At 72.3% G+C, this 17,475-nt stretch carries 14 protein-coding genes and 1 tRNA gene; 4 read left to right on the forward strand and 11 right to left on the reverse strand.

Features of this window, described 5'->3' with window-relative positions; translation table 11 throughout:
* Window positions 1-173: 173 nt before the first annotated feature.
* Window positions 174-269: transfer RNA gene (locus ACIBH4_RS35405), tRNA-Sec, on the reverse strand.
* Between the two features lie 85 nt (window positions 270-354).
* Between ACIBH4_RS35405 and selD the strand changes: the two genes are divergently transcribed.
* Window positions 355-1,401, forward strand: a complete 1,047-nt coding sequence (gene selD, locus ACIBH4_RS35410; RefSeq protein ID WP_362768060.1) for a selenide, water dikinase SelD — start codon at window positions 355-357, stop codon at window positions 1,399-1,401.
* A 22-nt stretch (window positions 1,402-1,423) separates the two neighbouring features.
* On the opposite strand, the gene ACIBH4_RS35415 is transcribed toward selD, so the two are convergent.
* The 9 genes from ACIBH4_RS35415 to ACIBH4_RS35455 all read right to left on the reverse strand — a co-directional run bounded on the left by ACIBH4_RS35415 (window position 1,424) and on the right by ACIBH4_RS35455 (window position 12,012).
* Window positions 1,424-2,059, reverse strand: coding sequence for a maleylpyruvate isomerase family mycothiol-dependent enzyme (locus tag ACIBH4_RS35415; protein ID WP_362506237.1), 636 nt, complete (start codon window positions 2,057-2,059; stop codon window positions 1,424-1,426).
* Window positions 2,060-2,207: 148 nt separating this feature from the next.
* Window positions 2,208-3,452: an RNA polymerase sigma factor gene (locus tag ACIBH4_RS35420; RefSeq protein WP_362506234.1), complete on the reverse strand. Its 1,245-nt coding sequence runs from the start codon at window positions 3,450-3,452 to the stop codon at window positions 2,208-2,210.
* Window positions 3,453-3,463: 11 nt separating this feature from the next.
* The gene (locus ACIBH4_RS35425) at window positions 3,464-3,778 is read right to left on the reverse strand and encodes a YciI family protein (protein ID WP_362506343.1); all 315 of its coding nucleotides are present in this window, start codon (window positions 3,776-3,778) and stop codon (window positions 3,464-3,466) included.
* Window positions 3,779-3,867: 89 nt separating this feature from the next.
* The gene (gene nrfD / locus ACIBH4_RS35430) at window positions 3,868-4,941 is read right to left on the reverse strand and encodes an NrfD/PsrC family molybdoenzyme membrane anchor subunit (protein WP_362506231.1); all 1,074 of its coding nucleotides are present in this window, start codon (window positions 4,939-4,941) and stop codon (window positions 3,868-3,870) included.
* Window positions 4,938-5,717 (reverse strand): 4Fe-4S dicluster domain-containing protein, encoded by a 780-nt coding sequence (locus ACIBH4_RS35435; RefSeq protein WP_362506228.1) that lies wholly within the window; start codon window positions 5,715-5,717, stop codon window positions 4,938-4,940. Before ACIBH4_RS35435 ends, nrfD begins: the two co-directional genes overlap by 4 nt.
* Window positions 5,710-8,901 carry a formate dehydrogenase gene (fdh, locus tag ACIBH4_RS35440; RefSeq protein WP_362506225.1) on the reverse strand — a complete coding sequence of 1,064 codons (3,192 nt, stop codon included), beginning with the start codon at window positions 8,899-8,901 and terminating at the stop codon, window positions 5,710-5,712. The genes ACIBH4_RS35435 and fdh overlap by 8 nt, the downstream gene beginning before the upstream one ends.
* A gap of 33 nt (window positions 8,902-8,934) precedes the next feature.
* The gene (locus tag ACIBH4_RS35445; protein WP_362768057.1) at window positions 8,935-9,435 is read right to left on the reverse strand and encodes a flavin reductase family protein; all 501 of its coding nucleotides are present in this window, start codon (window positions 9,433-9,435) and stop codon (window positions 8,935-8,937) included.
* A 9-nt stretch (window positions 9,436-9,444) separates the two neighbouring features.
* Window positions 9,445-10,668, reverse strand: coding sequence for a styrene monooxygenase/indole monooxygenase family protein (locus ACIBH4_RS35450; protein WP_362506219.1), 1,224 nt, complete (start codon window positions 10,666-10,668; stop codon window positions 9,445-9,447).
* Between the two features lie 354 nt (window positions 10,669-11,022).
* Entirely contained in the window at window positions 11,023-12,012 is a 990-nt protein-coding gene (locus tag ACIBH4_RS35455) for an AraC family transcriptional regulator (protein ID WP_362506216.1), read from the reverse strand.
* A 346-nt stretch (window positions 12,013-12,358) separates the two neighbouring features.
* On the opposite strand from ACIBH4_RS35455, the gene ACIBH4_RS35460 reads away from it, so the two are divergent.
* A complete protein-coding gene (locus ACIBH4_RS35460) occupies window positions 12,359-13,288 on the forward strand; it encodes a dienelactone hydrolase family protein (protein ID WP_362506213.1) in 930 nt (309 codons plus the stop codon).
* A 177-nt stretch (window positions 13,289-13,465) separates the two neighbouring features.
* On the opposite strand, the gene ACIBH4_RS35465 is transcribed toward ACIBH4_RS35460, so the two are convergent.
* Entirely contained in the window at window positions 13,466-15,610 is a 2,145-nt protein-coding gene (locus tag ACIBH4_RS35465; protein WP_362768054.1) for a glycogen debranching N-terminal domain-containing protein, read from the reverse strand.
* A 176-nt stretch (window positions 15,611-15,786) separates the two neighbouring features.
* Here ACIBH4_RS35465 and ACIBH4_RS35470 point away from each other — a divergent pair, with 176 nt between their 5' ends.
* A complete protein-coding gene (locus tag ACIBH4_RS35470) occupies window positions 15,787-16,971 on the forward strand; it encodes a LacI family DNA-binding transcriptional regulator (RefSeq protein ID WP_362768051.1) in 1,185 nt (394 codons plus the stop codon).
* 135 nt (window positions 16,972-17,106) lie between these two features.
* On the forward strand, window positions 17,107-17,340 hold the full coding sequence (locus ACIBH4_RS35475; RefSeq protein ID WP_362506204.1) for a zinc-ribbon domain-containing protein: 234 nt from the start codon (window positions 17,107-17,109) through the stop codon (window positions 17,338-17,340).
* Window positions 17,341-17,475 lie beyond the last annotated feature (135 nt).

Raw genomic sequence — 17,475 nt, forward strand, 5'->3', positions numbered from 1 at the left:
GGGGCGTGGGCGCTGGGGGGGGCCGCCCCATCCAACATCTGCGCGTGCGCTTTGGGGGTATCCCCCCCCCCTACCCCCCCCCCCCCGCGCCCGGGGGGGGGGGGGGGCCCCCCCCCGCCCCCCCCGCGGCCCTTCCTGACATGCCGGAGGAGACGTCAGGCCTGCACGCTGAATGGCGGAGGCGGACGGGAATCGAACCCGCCAGGCCGAGGACCTCGGCCTCAACGATTTTGAAGACCGCGGGGGCCACCAGGCGCCCATACACCTCCGGGGGAGAACATACCCGCGAGCGGGTATGTGCACCGGGACGGCGTGCCGGACGGCGGCGTGCCGATCTACCAGGGGAGACGCGGCATGGCGGAGAGCACTGTGGAGCGGGGCGCCTCTCCTCCCGGGCGGGACTCGGTGCGGCTCACCCGGTACGCGCACGGGGGTGGCTGCGCCTGCAAGATCCCGCCCGGTGAGCTGGAGGCCGTCGTCGCGGGACTGCTGCGGGAGGCGGACGGACCGCGCCAGGATCTCAACGGTGAGCTGATCATCGGGTTGGACGACGGCGACGACGCCGCCGTGGTCCGCGTCGAGGGCGGCCGGGCGATCGTGGCCACCGCGGACTTCTTCACCCCCGTGGTGGACGACCCCTACGACTGGGGGCGGATCGCGGCCGCCAACGCCCTGTCGGACGTGTACGCGGTGGGCGGGGAGCCGCTGGTGGCGGTGAACCTGCTCGGCTGGCCCCGGGACACGCTGCCGATGGAACTCGCCGGGGAGGTGCTGCGCGGCGGCCTGGAGGTGGCGCGGGCGGCAGGCTGCCATGTGGCGGGCGGCCACAGTGTCGACGATCCCGAGCCGAAGTACGGGATGGCCGTCACCGGGCTCGCCGATCCTGAGCGGCTGCTGCGCATCGACGGCGGCCGGGCGGGCCTGCCGATCTCCCTGACCAAGCCGCTCGGCGTCGGCGTGCTCAACACCCGGCACAAGGCGACCGGCGAGGTCTTCCCGCAGGCGGTGGCCGCGATGACCACCCTGAACAGGGACGCCTCCCGGGCGGCGCTGACCGCGGGCGCCGGGTGCGCCACGGACGTGACCGGGTTCGGCCTGCTCGGCCACCTCTACAAGCTGGCCAGGGCGAGCGGCGTCACGGCGGTGGTCGACGTGGCGGCCGTGCCGTACCTGAGCGGGGCCCGCGAAGCCGTACGGGACGGCTACGTCAGCGGCGGCACCCGGCGCAACCTGGCGTGGGTGGCGCCGCACCTGGATCCTGGCCGCTTCGACGAGGAGGAGTTGCTGCTGCTCGCCGACGCCCAGACCTCAGGCGGCCTGCTCGTGGCGGGGGAGATCCCCGGTGCACCGGTCATCGGTGAGCTCGTCCCCCGGGAGGGGCCGACCGTGAGACTGCGCTGACCTGCCCCGACCCGGATGACCTCTATGCGACGAACCGGTGGCTCGGCTCGCCGCGCAGCCGCCCCTCCGGCAGCTTCCGGCCGCACAACACCAGGATGAGATCCTGCGCGGCCCCGTACATCGGCGTGCCGTCCCCGATGGACCAGTCGAGGTCGTCGGCGCGTAGTTCGATTCCCCGGATGTCGACACCGAAGAACCTGAGGCTCTTCGACGCCTCGAAGCCCTGCAGGACGATGCGCAGTCGATCCTCGGGGACGAGCCGGTCAAGCCCCAGGGGAACGGTGAAGTCCAGGCCGTGGATCACCTCGTGGGTCAGCGCGCCCTCGAATCCACCGCCCGGCGGCTTCCACGCGTAGTCCGCGTTCTCCCTGAGCAGCGTGGCCAGCTCGCCGGACGACAGGGAGGCCGCCTCACGCCGGGCGCTCCGGTCGGCCATCCTGTTGAAGTTTCCCCGTGCCCTGAGCATCCCGATCATGAAGCGTGCGGTCGAGTAGTAAAACGGCATCGTCATGTGGGCCACGACCTCCCGTACCCGCCAACCGGCGCACAGGGTCGGCTCGTCCCACCTTCGCTCCGGCAGGCCGGTGAGCACGTCGGCCAGGTCGCGGCGTTCGGCGGCGATCGCCTTCCTGACCTCGCTTTCGGTGGCCTTCCTCATCGCCGCTCCCCCGATCGCGTGCCCCAGGTGTCGTCGCGCGACATCGCCACGCCTAGTGATATATCCATCGGTGTCCTCTTTTCCAGGTTCCCGGAAAGGTGTTCGCGCTACCGACGAACGAGCCCGGCTCCGACGGACACTCCCAACGCTACGAACCGGCCACCTCGGCGAGTCGGCGGCCGAGGTAGCGACGTTCGGCGTCGGTCACCGCCAGCTCAAGCGCCTCGCGGTAGGCGGTCTCGGCCTCGGCGGCGCGCCCCAGGCGGCGGAGCAGGTCGGCCCGGGTCGCGGGCAGCAGGTGATATCCGGCCAGCGCCCCCGACTCCCTCAACGCCTCCACCAACTCCAGTCCCGCGGCCGGTCCCGCGGCCATCCCCACCGCCACCGCCCGGTTCAGCTCCACCACCGCGGACGGCGTGAACCGCGCGAGCTGCCCGTACAGCGCGGCGATCTGGGCCCAGTCGGTGCCGGCCGCGTCGGTCGCGGTGGCATGGCAGGCGGCGATGGCGGCCTGCACCTGGTACGGGCCCGGTCTGCCGCGCCGCAGGGCGCGGTCGAGCAGCGCCTCGCCCTCGGCGATCGCGGCGGTGTCCCACAGGCCGCGGTCCTGCTCCTCCAGGGTCACCAGGTCACCGGCCGCGTCGAGCCGGGTGGCGCCGCGGGCGTCGTGCAGCAGCATCAGCGCCAGCAGCCCCGCCGCCTCGGGTTCGTCGGGCATCAACCGCGTCAGGACGCGGGCGAGCCGGATCGCCTCGGCGCTGAGGTCGGGCCGCAGCAGGTCGGCACCCGCCGTGGCCGAGTATCCCTCGCCGAACAGCAGGTACAGCACACCCAGCACGGCGGGCACGCGCTCCGGCAGCAGGTGCGCGGGCGGCACCCGGTACGGGATACCGGCGTTCCGGATCTTCAGCTTGGCCCGGAGCAGACGCTTGGACATCGTCTGCTCGCCGACCAGGAACGCCCTCGCGATCTCCGCGGTGGTCAGCCCCGCCAGGGTACGCAGGGTGAGCGCGACCCTGGCCTCCATGGCCAGCGCCGGGTGGCAGCAGGTGAAGATCAGCCGTAGCCGGTCGTCCGGCACGCCGTCGTCCTCCCACGCGGGTTCCGGCTCGGGTTCGTACGACATGACGGCCACCTCTCGCAGTTTGGCGGCGCCGACCGCCTCGCGGCGCAGCCGGTCGACGGCACGGTTGCGCGCGACCGTGGTGAGCCAGGCGCCCGGCCTGCGCGGGACCCCGTCCCCGGCCCAGCGCCGCAGGGCGAGCGCGAAGGCGTCCTGGGCGCACTCCTCCGCGAGGTCCCAGTCGCCGGTGATCCGGATCAGGGTCGCCAGGACCTGCCCCCACTCGTCGCGGAACGCCTGGGCGACCGCGGCCTCGACCTCCGTCGTCACGCCGGCCCCGGTCACGACGGCAGGAGCGGCCGGATCTCGATCGAGCCGTAGCCGGAGGCCGGGTGCTTCGAGGCGATCTCGATGGCCTCGTCGAGATCGGCGCACTCGATCAGGCAGAATCCGCCCATCTGCTCCCTGGTCTCGGCGAACGGGCCGTCGGAGAGCAGGACCGCGTCGTCGCGCACCCGGACGGTCGTGGCGTCGGCCGGTGGCCGCAGCCCCGCGCCGCCCCGCAGCACCCCGCGGCGTTCCATCTCCTCCGACCATCCGCCGCAGCCGTCCTGGGCGTGGGCCTCCGCGGACTCGTCGCCGCAGATCAACAGCATGTACTTCACATCTCCTCCTTCTCGTGACCTCTCATGGTGCCGCTCCCCCGATAACGACGAACGGGAAGACCGGTAAAAGACGCCATCGGTCAGGAGTTCTCGTCCGCCCGTCTCCTCAGGCGCTCCCGCTGGGGCACCACCGTGTACTTCGGGTCGGCGGCCGAGGCCTTGCCCACGGCCAGGACGCCGAAGCGGGTGCAGAGGGCGCCCGCGGTGAGGGCGAGGCCGGACAGCGCGCCGAGGGCACGGCCGCGCCCGGCGACCGTGGCGAGCAGGGCGCCGCCCACCGTGAGGGCTCGGGCCGTCCGCATCAGGCGGCCCGGCCTGCCCAGCCGGTAGGGCTCGCCGACCAGGCCGAGCCGGTGCTCCATCACCGCGCCCGCGACCGTCTCGACGGCGGCCCCCAGCATCGCGGTGACGCGGGCCGGGCCCGCCTCGCGGCGCGAGGTGGCCAGCATGCCCACGGCGCCCGCACCGGCCAGCGCGCTCCCCGCGAACAGGAACGGCAGCTCGCGGTGGGCCTCGTGCCAGGCGGGCACGGCGGTGTCGGCGACGAGCACGGCGGTGTACGTCGACATCAGCGGCCCGGTCACCACGGCCGCCCAGGCGGCCGCGTCACCGACCGCGGGCAGGGCACGGGTGATCTTCACCGGGAGCGCCGGGATCCGCAGGACGAACCTGAGGGGAACCCGCCCCGGGACAGGTCTCGCAGGAACCCGCAGGGCCGGCCAGGCGGGAAACCACGGGATGGACCGGGCGGGGATCTCCCTGACGGAGCGGGCGGTGACGAGCGCGGAGGCGGCCGAGACGGCCGTCAGGGCGCTGTGCGCGGCCAGGAGCCAGGAGCCGACGCTCATCGGCGAGGTGGGCTTGAACACGCGCAGCATGTTGAGGAACCGTTCCGGCCTGCCGAGCTCGGCGACGAGGAAACCGGCACCGGCCACGGCACCGGCGGCCGCGGTGACCCTGGCGGTGAGCGCGAGCCGGTCACGCCCGGTGAGCGTCGCCACGGCGGAGATCACCGACGCGGCACCGGAGGTCCCGCCCAGATAGAGGTAGAGCGGCATGTGGGGCTCGTGCCAGATCGGGGCCTTGATGATCGGCTGCCCGTAGTAGGAGCGGAACTCCGCCCCCGGCACCATCGTCTCCTCGCCGCGCCTCACCGCGACCACCTCCGCCCGGAAAAGGACACCGCCACCACTGCGACCATGGAGAGCGCCGCCCCGGCCGCCCAGCGCCACATGGCGGGCAGGTCCCTGGTCGTGACCACCGGGTCGGGTGGCAGGCCGTACACCTCGGGCTCGTCGAGCAGCAGGAAGAAGGCCCCGTCCCCGCCCACGCCGTCGTCGGGATCAGCCCCGTACAGGCGGGCCCGCGACCTGCCCTCGCCGTGCAGCGACTCCACCCGCTCCTCGGCGCGGGCCCGCAGCTCCTCCAGCGGCCCGAACTGGATGGAGTCGGTGGGACAGGCCTTGGCGCAGGCCGGTTCCAGCCCGCCGAGCTGGCGGTCGTGGCACATGGTGCACTTGAACGCCCGGCCGTCGCGCTCCCTGCGGTCGATCACTCCGTACGGGCAGGCCGGCACGCAGTAGCCGCAGCCGTTGCAGACGTCGGCCTGCACCACCACCGTGCCGAACTCGGTGCGGAACAGCGCCCCTGTCGGGCAGACGTCCAGGCAGGCGGCGCGCGTGCAGTGCTTGCACACGTCCGACGACATCAGCCATCCCTCGATGCCCTCCCTGCCGTTCCCGCCCGGCTGCTCGATGAAGGCCACGTGGCGCCAGGTGTCGGCACCGAGGCCGCCCGTGTTGTCGTACGAGGTGGCACGGAAGACGAACCCGTCGTCGGGCACGTCGTTCCACTCCTTGCAGGCGACCTCGCACGCCTTGCACCCGATGCAGATGCTCGTGTCGGTGAAGAACCCCATCCGCTCAGCCATCGCGGTACTCCTCGATCAGGTCGAGCAGTGCCCTGCCCGTGGGGCGCCTGCCCGGCCGCAGGTCGCAGGTCATGGCCTTGCCCTCCTGGATGTAGACGTTCGGGTCGAGCACGAGCGGCATCAGGTCGTTCACCACGTCGCCGGTGACCAGGCCGCCGCCGCCCCAGCCCCAGTGGTAGGGCAGGCCGATCTGGTGGATCGTCGCGTCCCGCAGGCGCAGCGGGCGCACGCGCGAGGTCACCAGGACACGGGCCTCGATCGCGGTGCGGGACGTCACGATCGTCGCCCAGCCCCCGTTGACGAGCCCGAGTTCCGCGGCGAGCTCCGTCGACACCTCGCAGAACAGTTCCGGCTGCAGTTCGGCGAGGTAGGCCAGCGGCCTGCTCATCCCTCCGGCGGTGTGGTGCTCGGTGAGCCGGTAGGTCGTGAGCACGTACGGGAAGCGCGGCGACCCCGGCGGGTTGTAGGGGCTCTCCGGGCGCGGATAGGTCCGGCGCGCCGGGTTCGCCCGCTGCCCGTACAGCGTGTTGCGCACCGGCGACTCGTGCGGCTCGTAGTGAGCCGGCAGCGGCCCGTCCGCCAGTCCCGCCGGGGCGAACAGCCAGCCCTTGCCGTCGGGCTGCATGATGAACGGGTCGGTCCCGGCCAGCGCGTCCTCGGCCAGAGCCCCCTCGGGCGGCACGTACCCGGGCGGCTTGTGCCTCTCGAAGTCCGGCACGTCGAGCCCGGTCCACTCCCCCTTCTCCTCGTCCCACCACACGTACGCCTTGCGCTCGCTCCACGGGCGGCCCTCGGGGTCGGCGGAGGCCCGGTTGTAGAGGATGCGCCGGTTGGCGGGCCAGGCCCAGCCCCATTCCGGCGCGACCCTGTTCTGCTCGCCGGCCGGCCTGCGACGGGCCGCCTGGTTCACCTCGTCGGCGTGCACCCCGCAGTAGATCCAGCACCCGCACCGGGTGGAACCGTCGGACTTGAGCTCGGTGTAGGCCGACAGTGCCCGCCCGTCGGGGCCGGTGCCGTTGATCTCACGCAGCACCGCCCGCGCCGACGGTTCCGCGTGCTCACCCTCCTCCGGGTAGTCCCAGGTCAGCTCGCGTACCGGCCGGTCGATCTCGTCGTCGGTCATCCGCTGTCTGATCCGCTTGCCGAGGTGGTAGTAGAACGACAGGTCGCTGCGGCAGTCGCCCCGCGGTTCGACCGCCTTCTCCCGCCACTGCAGCAGCCGCTGGGTGTTGGTGAAGGTGCCGTCCTTCTCCACGTGGCTCGCGGCGGGCAGGAAGAACACCTCGGTGGCGATGTCCTCGGTGCGCGTCTCCCCGGTCTCCAGCTCGGGGCCGTCCTTCCAGAAGGTGGCCGTCTCCACCAGCGTCAGGTCGCGCACCACCAGCCAGTCGAGGTTGGCCAGGCCCAGGCGCTGTGCCCGGCCGCCCGAGGAGCCGACCGCCGGGTTCTCCCCCACCACGAAGTAGCCCTTGACGGTGCCGTCGATCTGTCCCATCACGGTGGTGAAATGGTCGTGGTCGCCGGTGACGCGGGGCAGGTTGTCGAAGCGGAAGTCGTTCTCCTCGGTGGCGGCGTCGCCCCACCACGCCTTGAGCAGGCTCACCATGTAACAGCGTTTCCTGCCCCAGAAGCCGGTCTCGGCCCCGGCCTTGGCGAGGTAGTCGTCGAGCCCCTCGTGCCGGTGGGCGTGGGGCATCGGCAGGTAGCCCGGCAACAGGTTGAACAGGGTGGGGATGTCGGTGGAGCCCTGGATGCCCGCGTGGCCGCGCAGCGCCAGGATGCCGCCGCCGGGGCGGCCGATGTTGCCCAGCAGCAGTTGCAGGATCGAGGCCGTGCGGATGTACTGCGCGCCCACGGTGTGCTGGGTCCAACCGACCGCGTACGCCCAGGCGGTGGTGCGTTCCCTGCCGGAGTTCGCGGTGATCGCCTCGGCCAGTTCGGCGAAGTCCTCCGGGGAGATGCCGCACAGTTGCGACACCGCCTCCGGGGTGTAGCGGGCGAAGTGCCGCCGCAGGATCTGGTAGACGCAGCGGGGGTGGCGCAGCGTCGGATCCGTGAGCGGCCTCGACGGCGCGGCGGCGCCACCGGAGCCGTACTGCTCGGGACCCGCCGCCTCGGCGTGCCGGGGGCCGCCCTCCATCCGCTCACCGTCGACGTCGGACGTCTCCTCCTCCTCGCCGCGCTCGTAGGCCCAGCTCGACGGGTCGTACGCGTGTCTTTCCCGGTCGAATCCGGAGAACAGCCCGTCCAGGTCCTCGGTGTCCTCGAAGTCCTCGGAGATGATCGCCGAGGCGTTGGTGTAGGCCACCACGTACTCGCGGAAGTCCAGCTCGTTGGAGAGCACATGGTTGATCAGCGCGCCGAGCAGCACGATGTCGCTGCCCGCGCGGATCGGCAGGTGGCGGTCGGCGATCGCGCTGGTGCGGGTGAAGCGCGGGTCGATGTGGAACACCTTCGCCCCGCGCGCCTTCGCCTCCACCACCCACTGGAATCCCACCGGATGGCATTCGGCCATGTTGGAGCCCTGGATGACGATGCAGTCGGACTCGGCCAGATCCTGCTGGAAGTCCGTGGCACCGCCACGCCCGAAGCTGGCCCCCAGACCGGGGACGGTGGAGGAGTGTCAAATACGGGCCTGGTTCTCCACCTGTATCGCGCCGAGGGCGGTGTAGAGCTTCTTCATCAGGTAGTTCTCTTCGTTGTCCAGCGTCGCCCCGCCCAGGCTCGCGATGCCCATGGTGCGCCGGACCGTCTTGCCCTCGTACTCCTGCTGCCAGGTCTGGCGGCGGGTCCGCACCACCCGATCGGCGATCATGTCCATCGCCGTCTCCAGGTCGAGTGGCTCCCAGTCCGTGCCGTGCGGCCGCCGGTAGAGGACGCGCGTCTGCCGGCCGGGGTGGGTGACGAGCTGCTTGCTCGCCGCCCCCTTGGGGCAGAGGCGCCCGCGTGAGATGGGCGAGTCGGGGTCGCCCTCGATCTGGGTGACCCGGCCGTCCTTGACGTAGACCAGCTGGCCGCAGCCGACCGCGCAGAACGGGCAGACCGAGCGCGCGACGCCGTCGGCCTCCTCGGTGCGGGGCCGCAGGGCGTCGGTGCGCGCGGAACGCGCGGCGTCGCCCCTGCCGTCCTCTCCCATGAGCTGCCGGATCACCGGCCAGCGGGAGATCCACCTCCCCCATGTCATCTTCGGGGCTTACCCCGGCTGACCTGCCCTGAATCACCGTCCGGATTCGCAGAGCGCCATCTCGCGGTCCGGCGCGGAGAGCGCCCGGTAGCTCCCCGAGTGGAAGACCAGCGGGTCGCCCTCCCCTCTCCGGAAGTGCTCGACCTCCCCGACGAAGATCAAATGGTCGCCCCCGTCGTACGTGGTCACCGCGCGACAGGCGAAGTGGGCGACGGTCCCGGCGAGGACCGGCACCCCGCCCGGCGCGAGGTGGGTCTCCACCCCGGTGAACTTGTCGGGCAGCGGCGTGGCGAACCGCCGTGACAGGTGCTCCTGGCCGACGGCCAGGACGTTGACCGCGAACCGCTCCGCCTCGGCGAAGGCCGGCGCGCTGGGGGCCCGCCGGGACAGGCACCACAGGACGAGCGGCGGGTCGAGCGAGACCGAGGTGAAGGAGTTGACGGTCACGCCCAGCCGGTCACCCCGTGGGGTGGCGGCGGTGACCACCGCCACCCCGGTGGCGAACTGCCCGAGGGCGTCGCGCAGGGATCTCATGACGCCGCCTCACTCCCCGGCCCGCGCCAGGTACTCGGCCGCGCCGGCCGGGTCCAGGAACCAGTCCGCGTAGTCGGACGGGTCGTCGAAGCCGTTGACGAAACGGGAGGCCACCTCGGGCAGCCCGCCGGCGGCTCCCAGGATCTCCAGTACGTGCGGCGGCGGGGGCGCGAGCAGCGCGTTCGTCCAGGTGGTGGCGTGCCGGGCGTCTTGCCAGTAGCGCTCGAAGACCCGCTCCATCCAGGCCGTGTCGTACGGCCGCTCGCCGCGCTCCAGGATGTCGGACAGGTAGGAGGCCGCGCACTTGGCGGCGTTGTTGGACCCCTGCCCGGTGATCGGGTCGTTGAGCACGACCACGTCCGCCACGCCCAGGACCGGGGCGCCCGACGGGAGCGTCGCCACCGGCCTGCGCACGACCGGCGTGAAGCGGCCGGACAGGACACCGCCGGTGTCGGTGAGTTCGACGTCCGCGGCGCGCTCGGCCTCCCACGGCAGGAAGGTCTCCAGGATCCGCCTGCTCATGGCCAGGTGCTCGGCCGGGGTGGCGACCTCCGCCCAGCGGTCCATCGGCCCGCCGGGAACGCCCTCGAACACCATGATCTCGCAGGGGCCGGTGACGGTGAGGGCGGGGAACACGAAGTACTCGCCGACCCCGGGGATCATGTTGAAGCACACCGCGGAGTGGTCGGGCCGCGGCGTGAGGCCGTTGACGTAGGTGAGGGCGAGGGCCCGCTGCGGGGCGTGGTACGGCGAGCGCGACGCGTCCCGCTCGAAGAGCGAGGCGATCGCCCCCTTGCCCGCGGCGACCATGACCAGGTCGTACTGGGCGGCGTAGCCCTCCAGGTCCTCCACGGTGGCGTCATGGATGACGATCTTCCCGCCGAGCCGCTCCACCTCGGCCATCCAGGCGGGCATCTTCAGCCGCTGGTCGACCGAGCGGGCGGGGGCGTCGAGCCGGGCGGCCCAGCGGATCGCCGGGTCCCCGTCGGGGCCGGCCACCGCGAACTGGATCCCGTCGATCGGCGGGCAGCCGTCCGCCCACAGGTCCAGGCCGAGGTCACGCTCGTGGCCGAGGGCGGTGCCGAACATGGCCTGGCTGGACATCACCCGGCCGTCGCGGATGTCCTCAGGGGTCCGGTTGGAGACGACGGTGACGTCGTAGCCGTTCCGCAGCAGGCCGAGGGCGAGGTGGAGGCCCGCCTGACCGGCGCCGACGATGAGGATTCTGCGCATGGCGACGTGTCCTTTCGAGGAGGTTTCGAGAGCTTCGGGGAAACATTGAGTGGGCCTCCCCGAAGCGGGGAACGATCGAGCGGCGCCTGGTGAAAAGGTACGACGGCCGCCACCGCCCGTGCCATCCGCTCAGCGCGGGTTCCATCCATCTGGCGCGGGATCCTCCCCGGGCCCCCCTTCCCGGAGTCGTCACGGAAGTCGCAAGCCTCACCGACGAAGTCATCACGGGGCGCCGCGAGGTCACCCCGGGAATCGGCGCGAGGCCGCCGAGTCTCACGAGACGCGTGACGGGATCGCCACGGAGCCGACGACGGATGCCCGGCGGCGGGAGGCGCGCGGTCGGGCCGAGTGCCGTCAGTCGCCGCGCAGCGTCTGTGACGGTGTCCGGCCGTAGCGCGCGCGGTAGAGGGCGGCGAAGCGCCCCTGGTGCGGGAAGCCCCAGTGGGCCGCCACCTTCGTCACGGTGCACCTGGCAGGATCGCCGGCCGCCAGTTCGTCGTGCACCCTGCCCAGGCGCACATCCCTGAGGTAGGTCATCGGGGTCAGGCCGAGATGACGGCGAAAGCCCTCCTGAAGCGAGCGGCCGCTGACCGCCACGGCGCTCGCGACCTCGTCTGTCGTGAGCGGCAGGTGGGCGTGGTCGTCGATGTACCGCATCGCCCGGCGCACCACCTTGGGCAGTGCGGGGGGCCGGGGGGCGTTCAGCCGCTCCAGGTAGTTGGACGGCTGCCCGGTGAGCAGGGAGGAGAGCATGGCGTTCTCCAGGTGGGCGATCGCGAGCGGCTGCGCGGCGAGCCCGTCGCCGTACTCGGCCTCCCTGACGATCAGGTCGGCCATCGCCTTCCAGGCCCTCGCCCAGCCGGCGGTCATGTCCACGCCCAGGTCGAAGACGATCGGTCGGTCGAGCCGCTCCCCGAGCATCCGCTCCATGGCGTCCTCGACGACCGGCCGGTCGAATTTGACGATCAGCTGGGGGCAGCCGGCCGCCCAGCGCATGTCGAGGTGTTCCGACGGCGACGGCAGGGAGGCCAGACCCGGCGTCGACACGATCTCCTGGCCGCCGCACCGGATCAGGCTGCGCCCGGCCAGCGGGATCTGCACCAGGAAGAAGGATTCGAGCTCCCCGGGCTCGATGCGGACGTCCGCCCCATAGTCCAGGTAGTTCACCCGCACGGTGCCCAGCTGGACCGAGTTGAGCCGCGCGGCCAGCCGGGAGGTGCCACCGGTGAGCTCCAGCCGGTGGGGGCAGAACACTCCGGCCACCAGCTCGCGGGCCTCGTCGAGGTCCGCGGTGTCGAAGACCGGCCGGTTACCGAGCGGGACCGGCCCTCCAACCTCGCCCATCGACACCTCAACCCTCTGCGATCGCCTGTAACCCTCTGTGCTCGTACATCCCCGCACGTGCCGTCGCGTGCGTACGGCGACGCGAGGTCGCGCACGGCCGGCCCTCACATGATCTACGGGCCGGAACCGGCCGACCATGGAGAAATACGCAAAAGATCGAGGGAGCGTGTCCAATAGTGGACATGTCTCGCGGGCGAGGCCGACGGCGTCCTCACGGGCACGTGGAATCCGCGTGAGTCACCACGGAGGGGACCTTCGCCGGAGGTCGCGCGCTACCCGGTTTTCGGGTGGCGGCACGTGGTCCGGCTTTGCCGTGGCTTTCATCCGCCGGTCCTACCGTGTGCTGGTGACGTCTTTTCACCGGTACCTCGCGGAGGAGGTCGCGGTCGACCACGCGGCGGGGCTTGTCCCCCGGCACGAGGCGCTGCACCGCCTCACCCTCCTCGGGCTGGAGGCACCCGCCGCCGTCGCCCTGCTCGCGACCTGGGAAAGCGGCGGAGGGAACGCGGCCGCGCCGGCCGCCACGGAATCCGGTACGGCGACGGCGTCCACCGGGCCACCGAGCGGCGAACCGCCCCCGGGGTCCTCGCCCCTGCCGACCGAGGAGATCATCTTTCCCGGCACCGAGAGCGGCGTCACCCTCCGGGGCACCTGGGCGGCGCCCGCGGACCCGCGAGGCGCGGTACTGGTCGTCCACGAGAACCGCGGGCTCACCGACCACATCCGGTCGGTCGCCGGGCGCCTGGCAGCCGACGGCTACTGCGCGCTCGCCATCGACCTGCTCTCCCGCGAGGGCGGGACCGCCTCCTTCGAGGACCCGGCTCAGGCCACCGCGGCGCTGGGCGCCCTCTCCCCCGAGCGCCTCACCTCGGACATGAAGGCCGCCCTGGGCGAGCTGGAGCGCGGCGCCCCCGGTAAGAGGCTCGGCGTCATCGGTTTCTGCTTCGGCGGCGCCATGACCTGGCTGCTGCTCGCCTCGGACGAGCCGCGCCTTTCGGCGGCCGTCCCGTTCTACGGCCCGCTTCCCGACGACGCCGACCTCTCAGGGGCGAGGGCCGCCGTCCTCGCGATCTACGCCGAGCTGGACGACCGGGTCAACGCCACCCGCGAGGAGGCCAGAACCGCCCTGGAGAGGGCGTGCCTGGAACACGAGATCATGACGTTTCCCGGCGTCGGCCACGCCTTCTTCAACGACACCGGCCCGCGCTACGACGCCGGTGCCGCCGCCGAGGCGTATCGGCGCGTCCTGGACTGGTTCGGCCGCCACCTGGGCTGAGCTTCCCGTCCGGCGGCCCAAGGGCCCGCGCCGCGGCGGTCGGCGGACGCCCTCTCCCGGAGGCCTCCCGCCGCCCGGCCCGCACGTCCCGCCCATCCACGCGTCCCCGCCCGCCCGCCCGCCCGCCCGCCCGCCCGGTACGGTGACGCGCCCGGCTCAGGTCGAGGCCCACCCGGCTCAGATCGGGGCCCGCTCGGTGAGGATCCCCTCGGGCAGGCCCGTCACGACGACCTCGCCCTCCCGGTCGACGGCCGCGCTCACCTCCGCTCCGGCGACCCGCAGGCCTCCGGCGAAGACCGCGCCCAGGGGGGCACCGGCGAGCGGGCGCAACAGCATCCGGCCCTCGGGCACGTCGGGGTAGAGGCCGAGTGCCGAGTGCACGACGGTCACCGCGGCGGCGGCGGACCACGCCTGCGGGCGGCAGGCCGCGGGGTAGGGAACCGGACGCCCCAATGCCGACCGGTCGTCGCCGCCGAACAGCTCGGGCAACCGGTAGCCGAACGTCTCGCCCGCGGTGAGCAGCCCTTCGGCGAGGGTCGCCGCGTGCGTGGCGAACCCGGCGCGGGCCAGTCCGGCGACCACGATCGCCGTGTCGTGCGCCCAGATCGACCCGCAGTGGTAGGACAGCGGGCTGAAGCCGCCCGCGTCCGCCGACATCGTCCTCAGGCCGAAGCCGCCGGCCATCTCCGGGGAGACGAGGAGGTCGGCGATCTCCGCCTCCTCCGCCCCGGTGAGCAGGCCGGTGCCGAGCAGGTGCCCGATGTTGCTGGTGAGCGCGTCGACGGGGCGCTTGTCCCGGTCCAGGGCGAGGGCGGGGAACCTGCCCTGCGGTCCCTCCACCCAGAACCTGGCCCGAAAGCGCTCGGCCAGCGCCGCGGCGTGCTCGCGCCAGCGGGCCGCGCCGGGGCGGCCGAACGCCTCCAGCAGGTCGGCTCCCTGCCTGGCCGCCTGGTGGGCGTAGCCCTGCACCTCGACCAGAGCGATCGGCGGCTGCGCCTGGCGGCCGTCGTGGAAGCGCAGCGCGTCGCCGGAGTCCTTCCAGCCCTGGTTCGCCAGGCCCCGGCCGCTGGTGTCGACGTACTCGATGAAACCGTCCCCGTCGGGGTCGGCGTGGTGGCCGAGCCAGCCGAGGGCGGCCTCCAGGTGGGGCAGCAGCGCGGCGATCTCCGTGGCGGGAGCGCCCCAGCGCCAGGCGTCGTGCAGCAGGGCGATCCACAGCGGGGTGGCGTCGATCGTGCCGTAGTAGGCGGCGGGCAGGTGCAGGTCGTTGCCCTCGACCGTGAAGTCGTGCCGGCGCAGCTCGTGCATGATCTTCCCGGGGGCCTCGCCGGATCCCGGGTCCACCCTGGTTCCCTGCCTGCGGGCCAGCACCCGCAGGGTGCCCATCGCCAGTTCCGTGCCGAGCGGCAGCAGCATGCGGGCGGCCCAGATGCTGTCGCGGCCGAAGAGGGTGAGGAACCAGGGCACCCCGGCGCCGAGGAAGACATCGCCGGGGGCCGCGGTCTCGGCCAGTCGCAGCGAGCGCAGGTCGTCCATGGACCGCTCGAAGAGCCTGCTCAGCCGGTGGTCGGCGGCGACGACCCGGGGAGCTCCCTCGCCCGCCCACTCGGCGGGGCGATCGGGCGCGGTCACCACGGCCTGGGGGTCGCGCACCTCGACCCTCCACGACAGGGTGACCCTGGCGCGGGGCGCCAACTCGACCGGCCAGCGCAGGAAAGCCGTGCACGCGGACCCGGCGGACCCGGCGGACTCGGCCCGCGCGCCGGTACCGGTCGCCACGACGCGGACGCCGCCGGAGTTCCAGGAGATCTCATCGGGCGCGGTGCGCTCGGCCGCGGCCTCCGCGGTGTCGCCGCCGGACTTGACCACCTCGATGGGGGCGAAGTCGCAGCCCAGCTCCAGGCTCACGACGGCGGTGACGGGAACGGTCGCGCTGGAGACGATCTCGACGCGTTCTGCCATGCCGCCCGGTGTGACCTGCCGGAACCGCTCGATCCGGACAGTGGGATCGGGGACGGGGTCGCCCAGCCATCGGGCCAGCGTGACGAACCCGGTGGCGCCGGGCCCTCTCGGGGCGTGGCCCACGGCCTCGGGCTCCCGGCCGTCGATCGTCAGGACGGCCCGCGACAGGGCGCGGGAGTCCGCATGGAACACGCCCTGGACACCGGCCGGGCGGATCTGCCCGTCGCCGCCGCTCAGCGCGACGGTCGGCGCCAGCACGGTGCTGACGAGATCGTGCAGCAGGGGCTGGAGGCGGTAGACGTCGGCGGAGCCGCCCACCGCGACCGCCTGTGGGGTGGGGGACGAGGCGTCGTCGAGCACGACTGACTCCCTGAGATCGTGTCGAGCCGGTGACGTCTTGACAGAAGACGGCCGGGGGGTGCACATTGCGAAACACTCTCTTTATTTGAACGATCCAACCATTACGCTCCGTTTGCTTGAACGATCCAATCATGCCTCATACCCCTTTGAACGTTCAAATCTCCAGAAGGGTGCAAATGGTCACAAAGGTGACGATCACCGACGTCGCGCGCCGTGCGGGGGTGTCGCGTCAGACGGTGTCGAACGTGCTCAACAGCCCCGAACTCGTCCGCGAGGAGACCCGCGACCGGGTGCGCGAGGCGATCGAGGCGCTCGGCTACCGGGCCAGCCAGGCCGCCCGGCAGATGCGAACCGGTCGATCACGGCTGATCGCGACACGTATCGAGCCCGATCGGGACGGGATCAACGGCTCGGTCCTGGACCGCTTCCTGCACGGGCTGACCGCCTCGGCGGCCCGTGCCGGATACCGGATCCTGCTGTACGCGGCGGGCGACGAGCGTGCGGAGATCGACACCTTCGACGAGCTGGTCGGAAGCCACGAGCCGGACGCCTTCGTCCTCACCAGCACCTACCACGGCGACGGCCGCCCCGCGTGGCTGCGCGAGCGGCGGCTGCCGTTCGTCACGTTCGGACGGCCCTGGGGAAACGCGGGAAACGCGGGAAACGGCGACGCCGCTTCCCGGGGGACGACGACCGCGGATCCAGGCCACTCCTGGGTCGACGTGGACGGCGCGGCCGGCACCGCGGCGGCCACCCGCCACCTGCTCGACGCCGGTCACCGGCGGATCGGCTTCCTTGGCTGGCCGCGAGGCTCCGGCGTGGGCGACGACCGCAGGTCCGGCTGGGCGAGGACCCTCGCCGCCGCCGGGATCGACCCGGACGGCCTGGACCAGGCCACGGACGACGGGGTGTCCGACGGCGAGAAGGCGGCCCGCGAACTGCTGCGCGCCGAGCGGCCGATCACCGCGCTGGTCTGCGCCAGCGACTCGCTCGCCCTGGGCGCGCTGCACGCCGTCCGCTCCCTGACCGCCTCGGGACAGCTCACCGCCTCGGGACGCCTGACGGCCGAGGGGCGTCTCACGGTCACGGGGCGGGCCGGCGACGAGGAGGGCCTCCCGGTCAGCGTGATCGGTTTCGACGACACGCCGGTGGCGAAGGCGGTGGGGCTGAGCAGCGTGGGCCAGCCGCTCGCCGAGGCCGCGGCCGGCTGCGTGGGTCTGCTCACCCGGCTGTTCGACCCGCCCTCCCCCGGCGACCCCAGTACCTCCGCGACCTCCGTGATCTCCCCGGCCTCCCACGCCCCCGAGGCCGGCCCGCACCTCCTGCTCCAGCCGTCCCTCGTTCTGCGGCAGTCGTCGTAACCGCATGGCCACCCGGTCAGATGAACACCTGACTCCTTTTCGAATCACCCCCAGACCGCCGGATGTCGAGGGGAAAGACCTTTTTCCGTACCGCCTTCTTCCGAGGCATAGCACGCTCGTACCGGGTATGTCTGGATGATGCTCATCTTCGGTTTGCGTACGGTGGCCCATCGGCTCGGAGTGGTAACCCTGACCTGCCGCAACTGCGGCAACACGGCGGCGCAGGTGCTGTCGCGTCGGGTCACCAAGTTCAGTTTGTTCTTCGTCCCGCTGTTCCCGGTACGGACGAGATACGGGATGCAGTGCACCTTCTGCGCAGCCTCGTACGCCATCACCAAGGACGAGGCGAACCGGCTGGCGGTCCACTGACCCCCTCCTTCACCTGCAGATATATCGGCCTATCAGACAAAAGAAGGGATTTGTCTGAAACAAACAAAGAAGTGTTAATTATTTACACTTGTCGCGTTTCTGCTTTACGGTGCCGAATCAGCCGGTGTCCGGATG

It is taken from the genome of Streptosporangium sp. NPDC050284 (genome assembly GCF_044459525.1).
Classification (GTDB): Bacteria; Actinomycetota; Actinomycetes; order Streptosporangiales; family Streptosporangiaceae; genus Streptosporangium.

What these genes read in the sequence shown, in the direction of transcription:
- selD (WP_362768060.1), top strand. Translation starts at nt 355, where the DNA reads ATGGCGGAGAGCACTGTGGAGCGGGGCGCCTCTCCTCCCGGGCGGGAC.
- ACIBH4_RS35415 (WP_362506237.1), bottom strand. Translation starts at nt 2,059, where the DNA reads ATGAGGAAGGCCACCGAAAGCGAGGTCAGGAAGGCGATCGCCGCCGAA.
- ACIBH4_RS35425 (WP_362506343.1), bottom strand. Translation starts at nt 3,778, where the DNA reads ATGCTGTTGATCTGCGGCGACGAGTCCGCGGAGGCCCACGCCCAGGAC.
- ACIBH4_RS35435 (WP_362506228.1), bottom strand. Translation starts at nt 5,717, where the DNA reads ATGGCTGAGCGGATGGGGTTCTTCACCGACACGAGCATCTGCATCGGG.
- ACIBH4_RS35445 (WP_362768057.1), bottom strand. Translation starts at nt 9,435, where the DNA reads ATGAGATCCCTGCGCGACGCCCTCGGGCAGTTCGCCACCGGGGTGGCG.
- ACIBH4_RS35450 (WP_362506219.1), bottom strand. Translation starts at nt 10,668, where the DNA reads ATGCGCAGAATCCTCATCGTCGGCGCCGGTCAGGCGGGCCTCCACCTC.
- ACIBH4_RS35455 (WP_362506216.1), bottom strand. Translation starts at nt 12,012, where the DNA reads ATGGGCGAGGTTGGAGGGCCGGTCCCGCTCGGTAACCGGCCGGTCTTC.
- ACIBH4_RS35470 (WP_362768051.1), top strand. Translation starts at nt 15,787, where the DNA reads ATGGTCACAAAGGTGACGATCACCGACGTCGCGCGCCGTGCGGGGGTG.
- ACIBH4_RS35475 (WP_362506204.1), top strand. Translation starts at nt 17,107, where the DNA reads ATGATGCTCATCTTCGGTTTGCGTACGGTGGCCCATCGGCTCGGAGTG.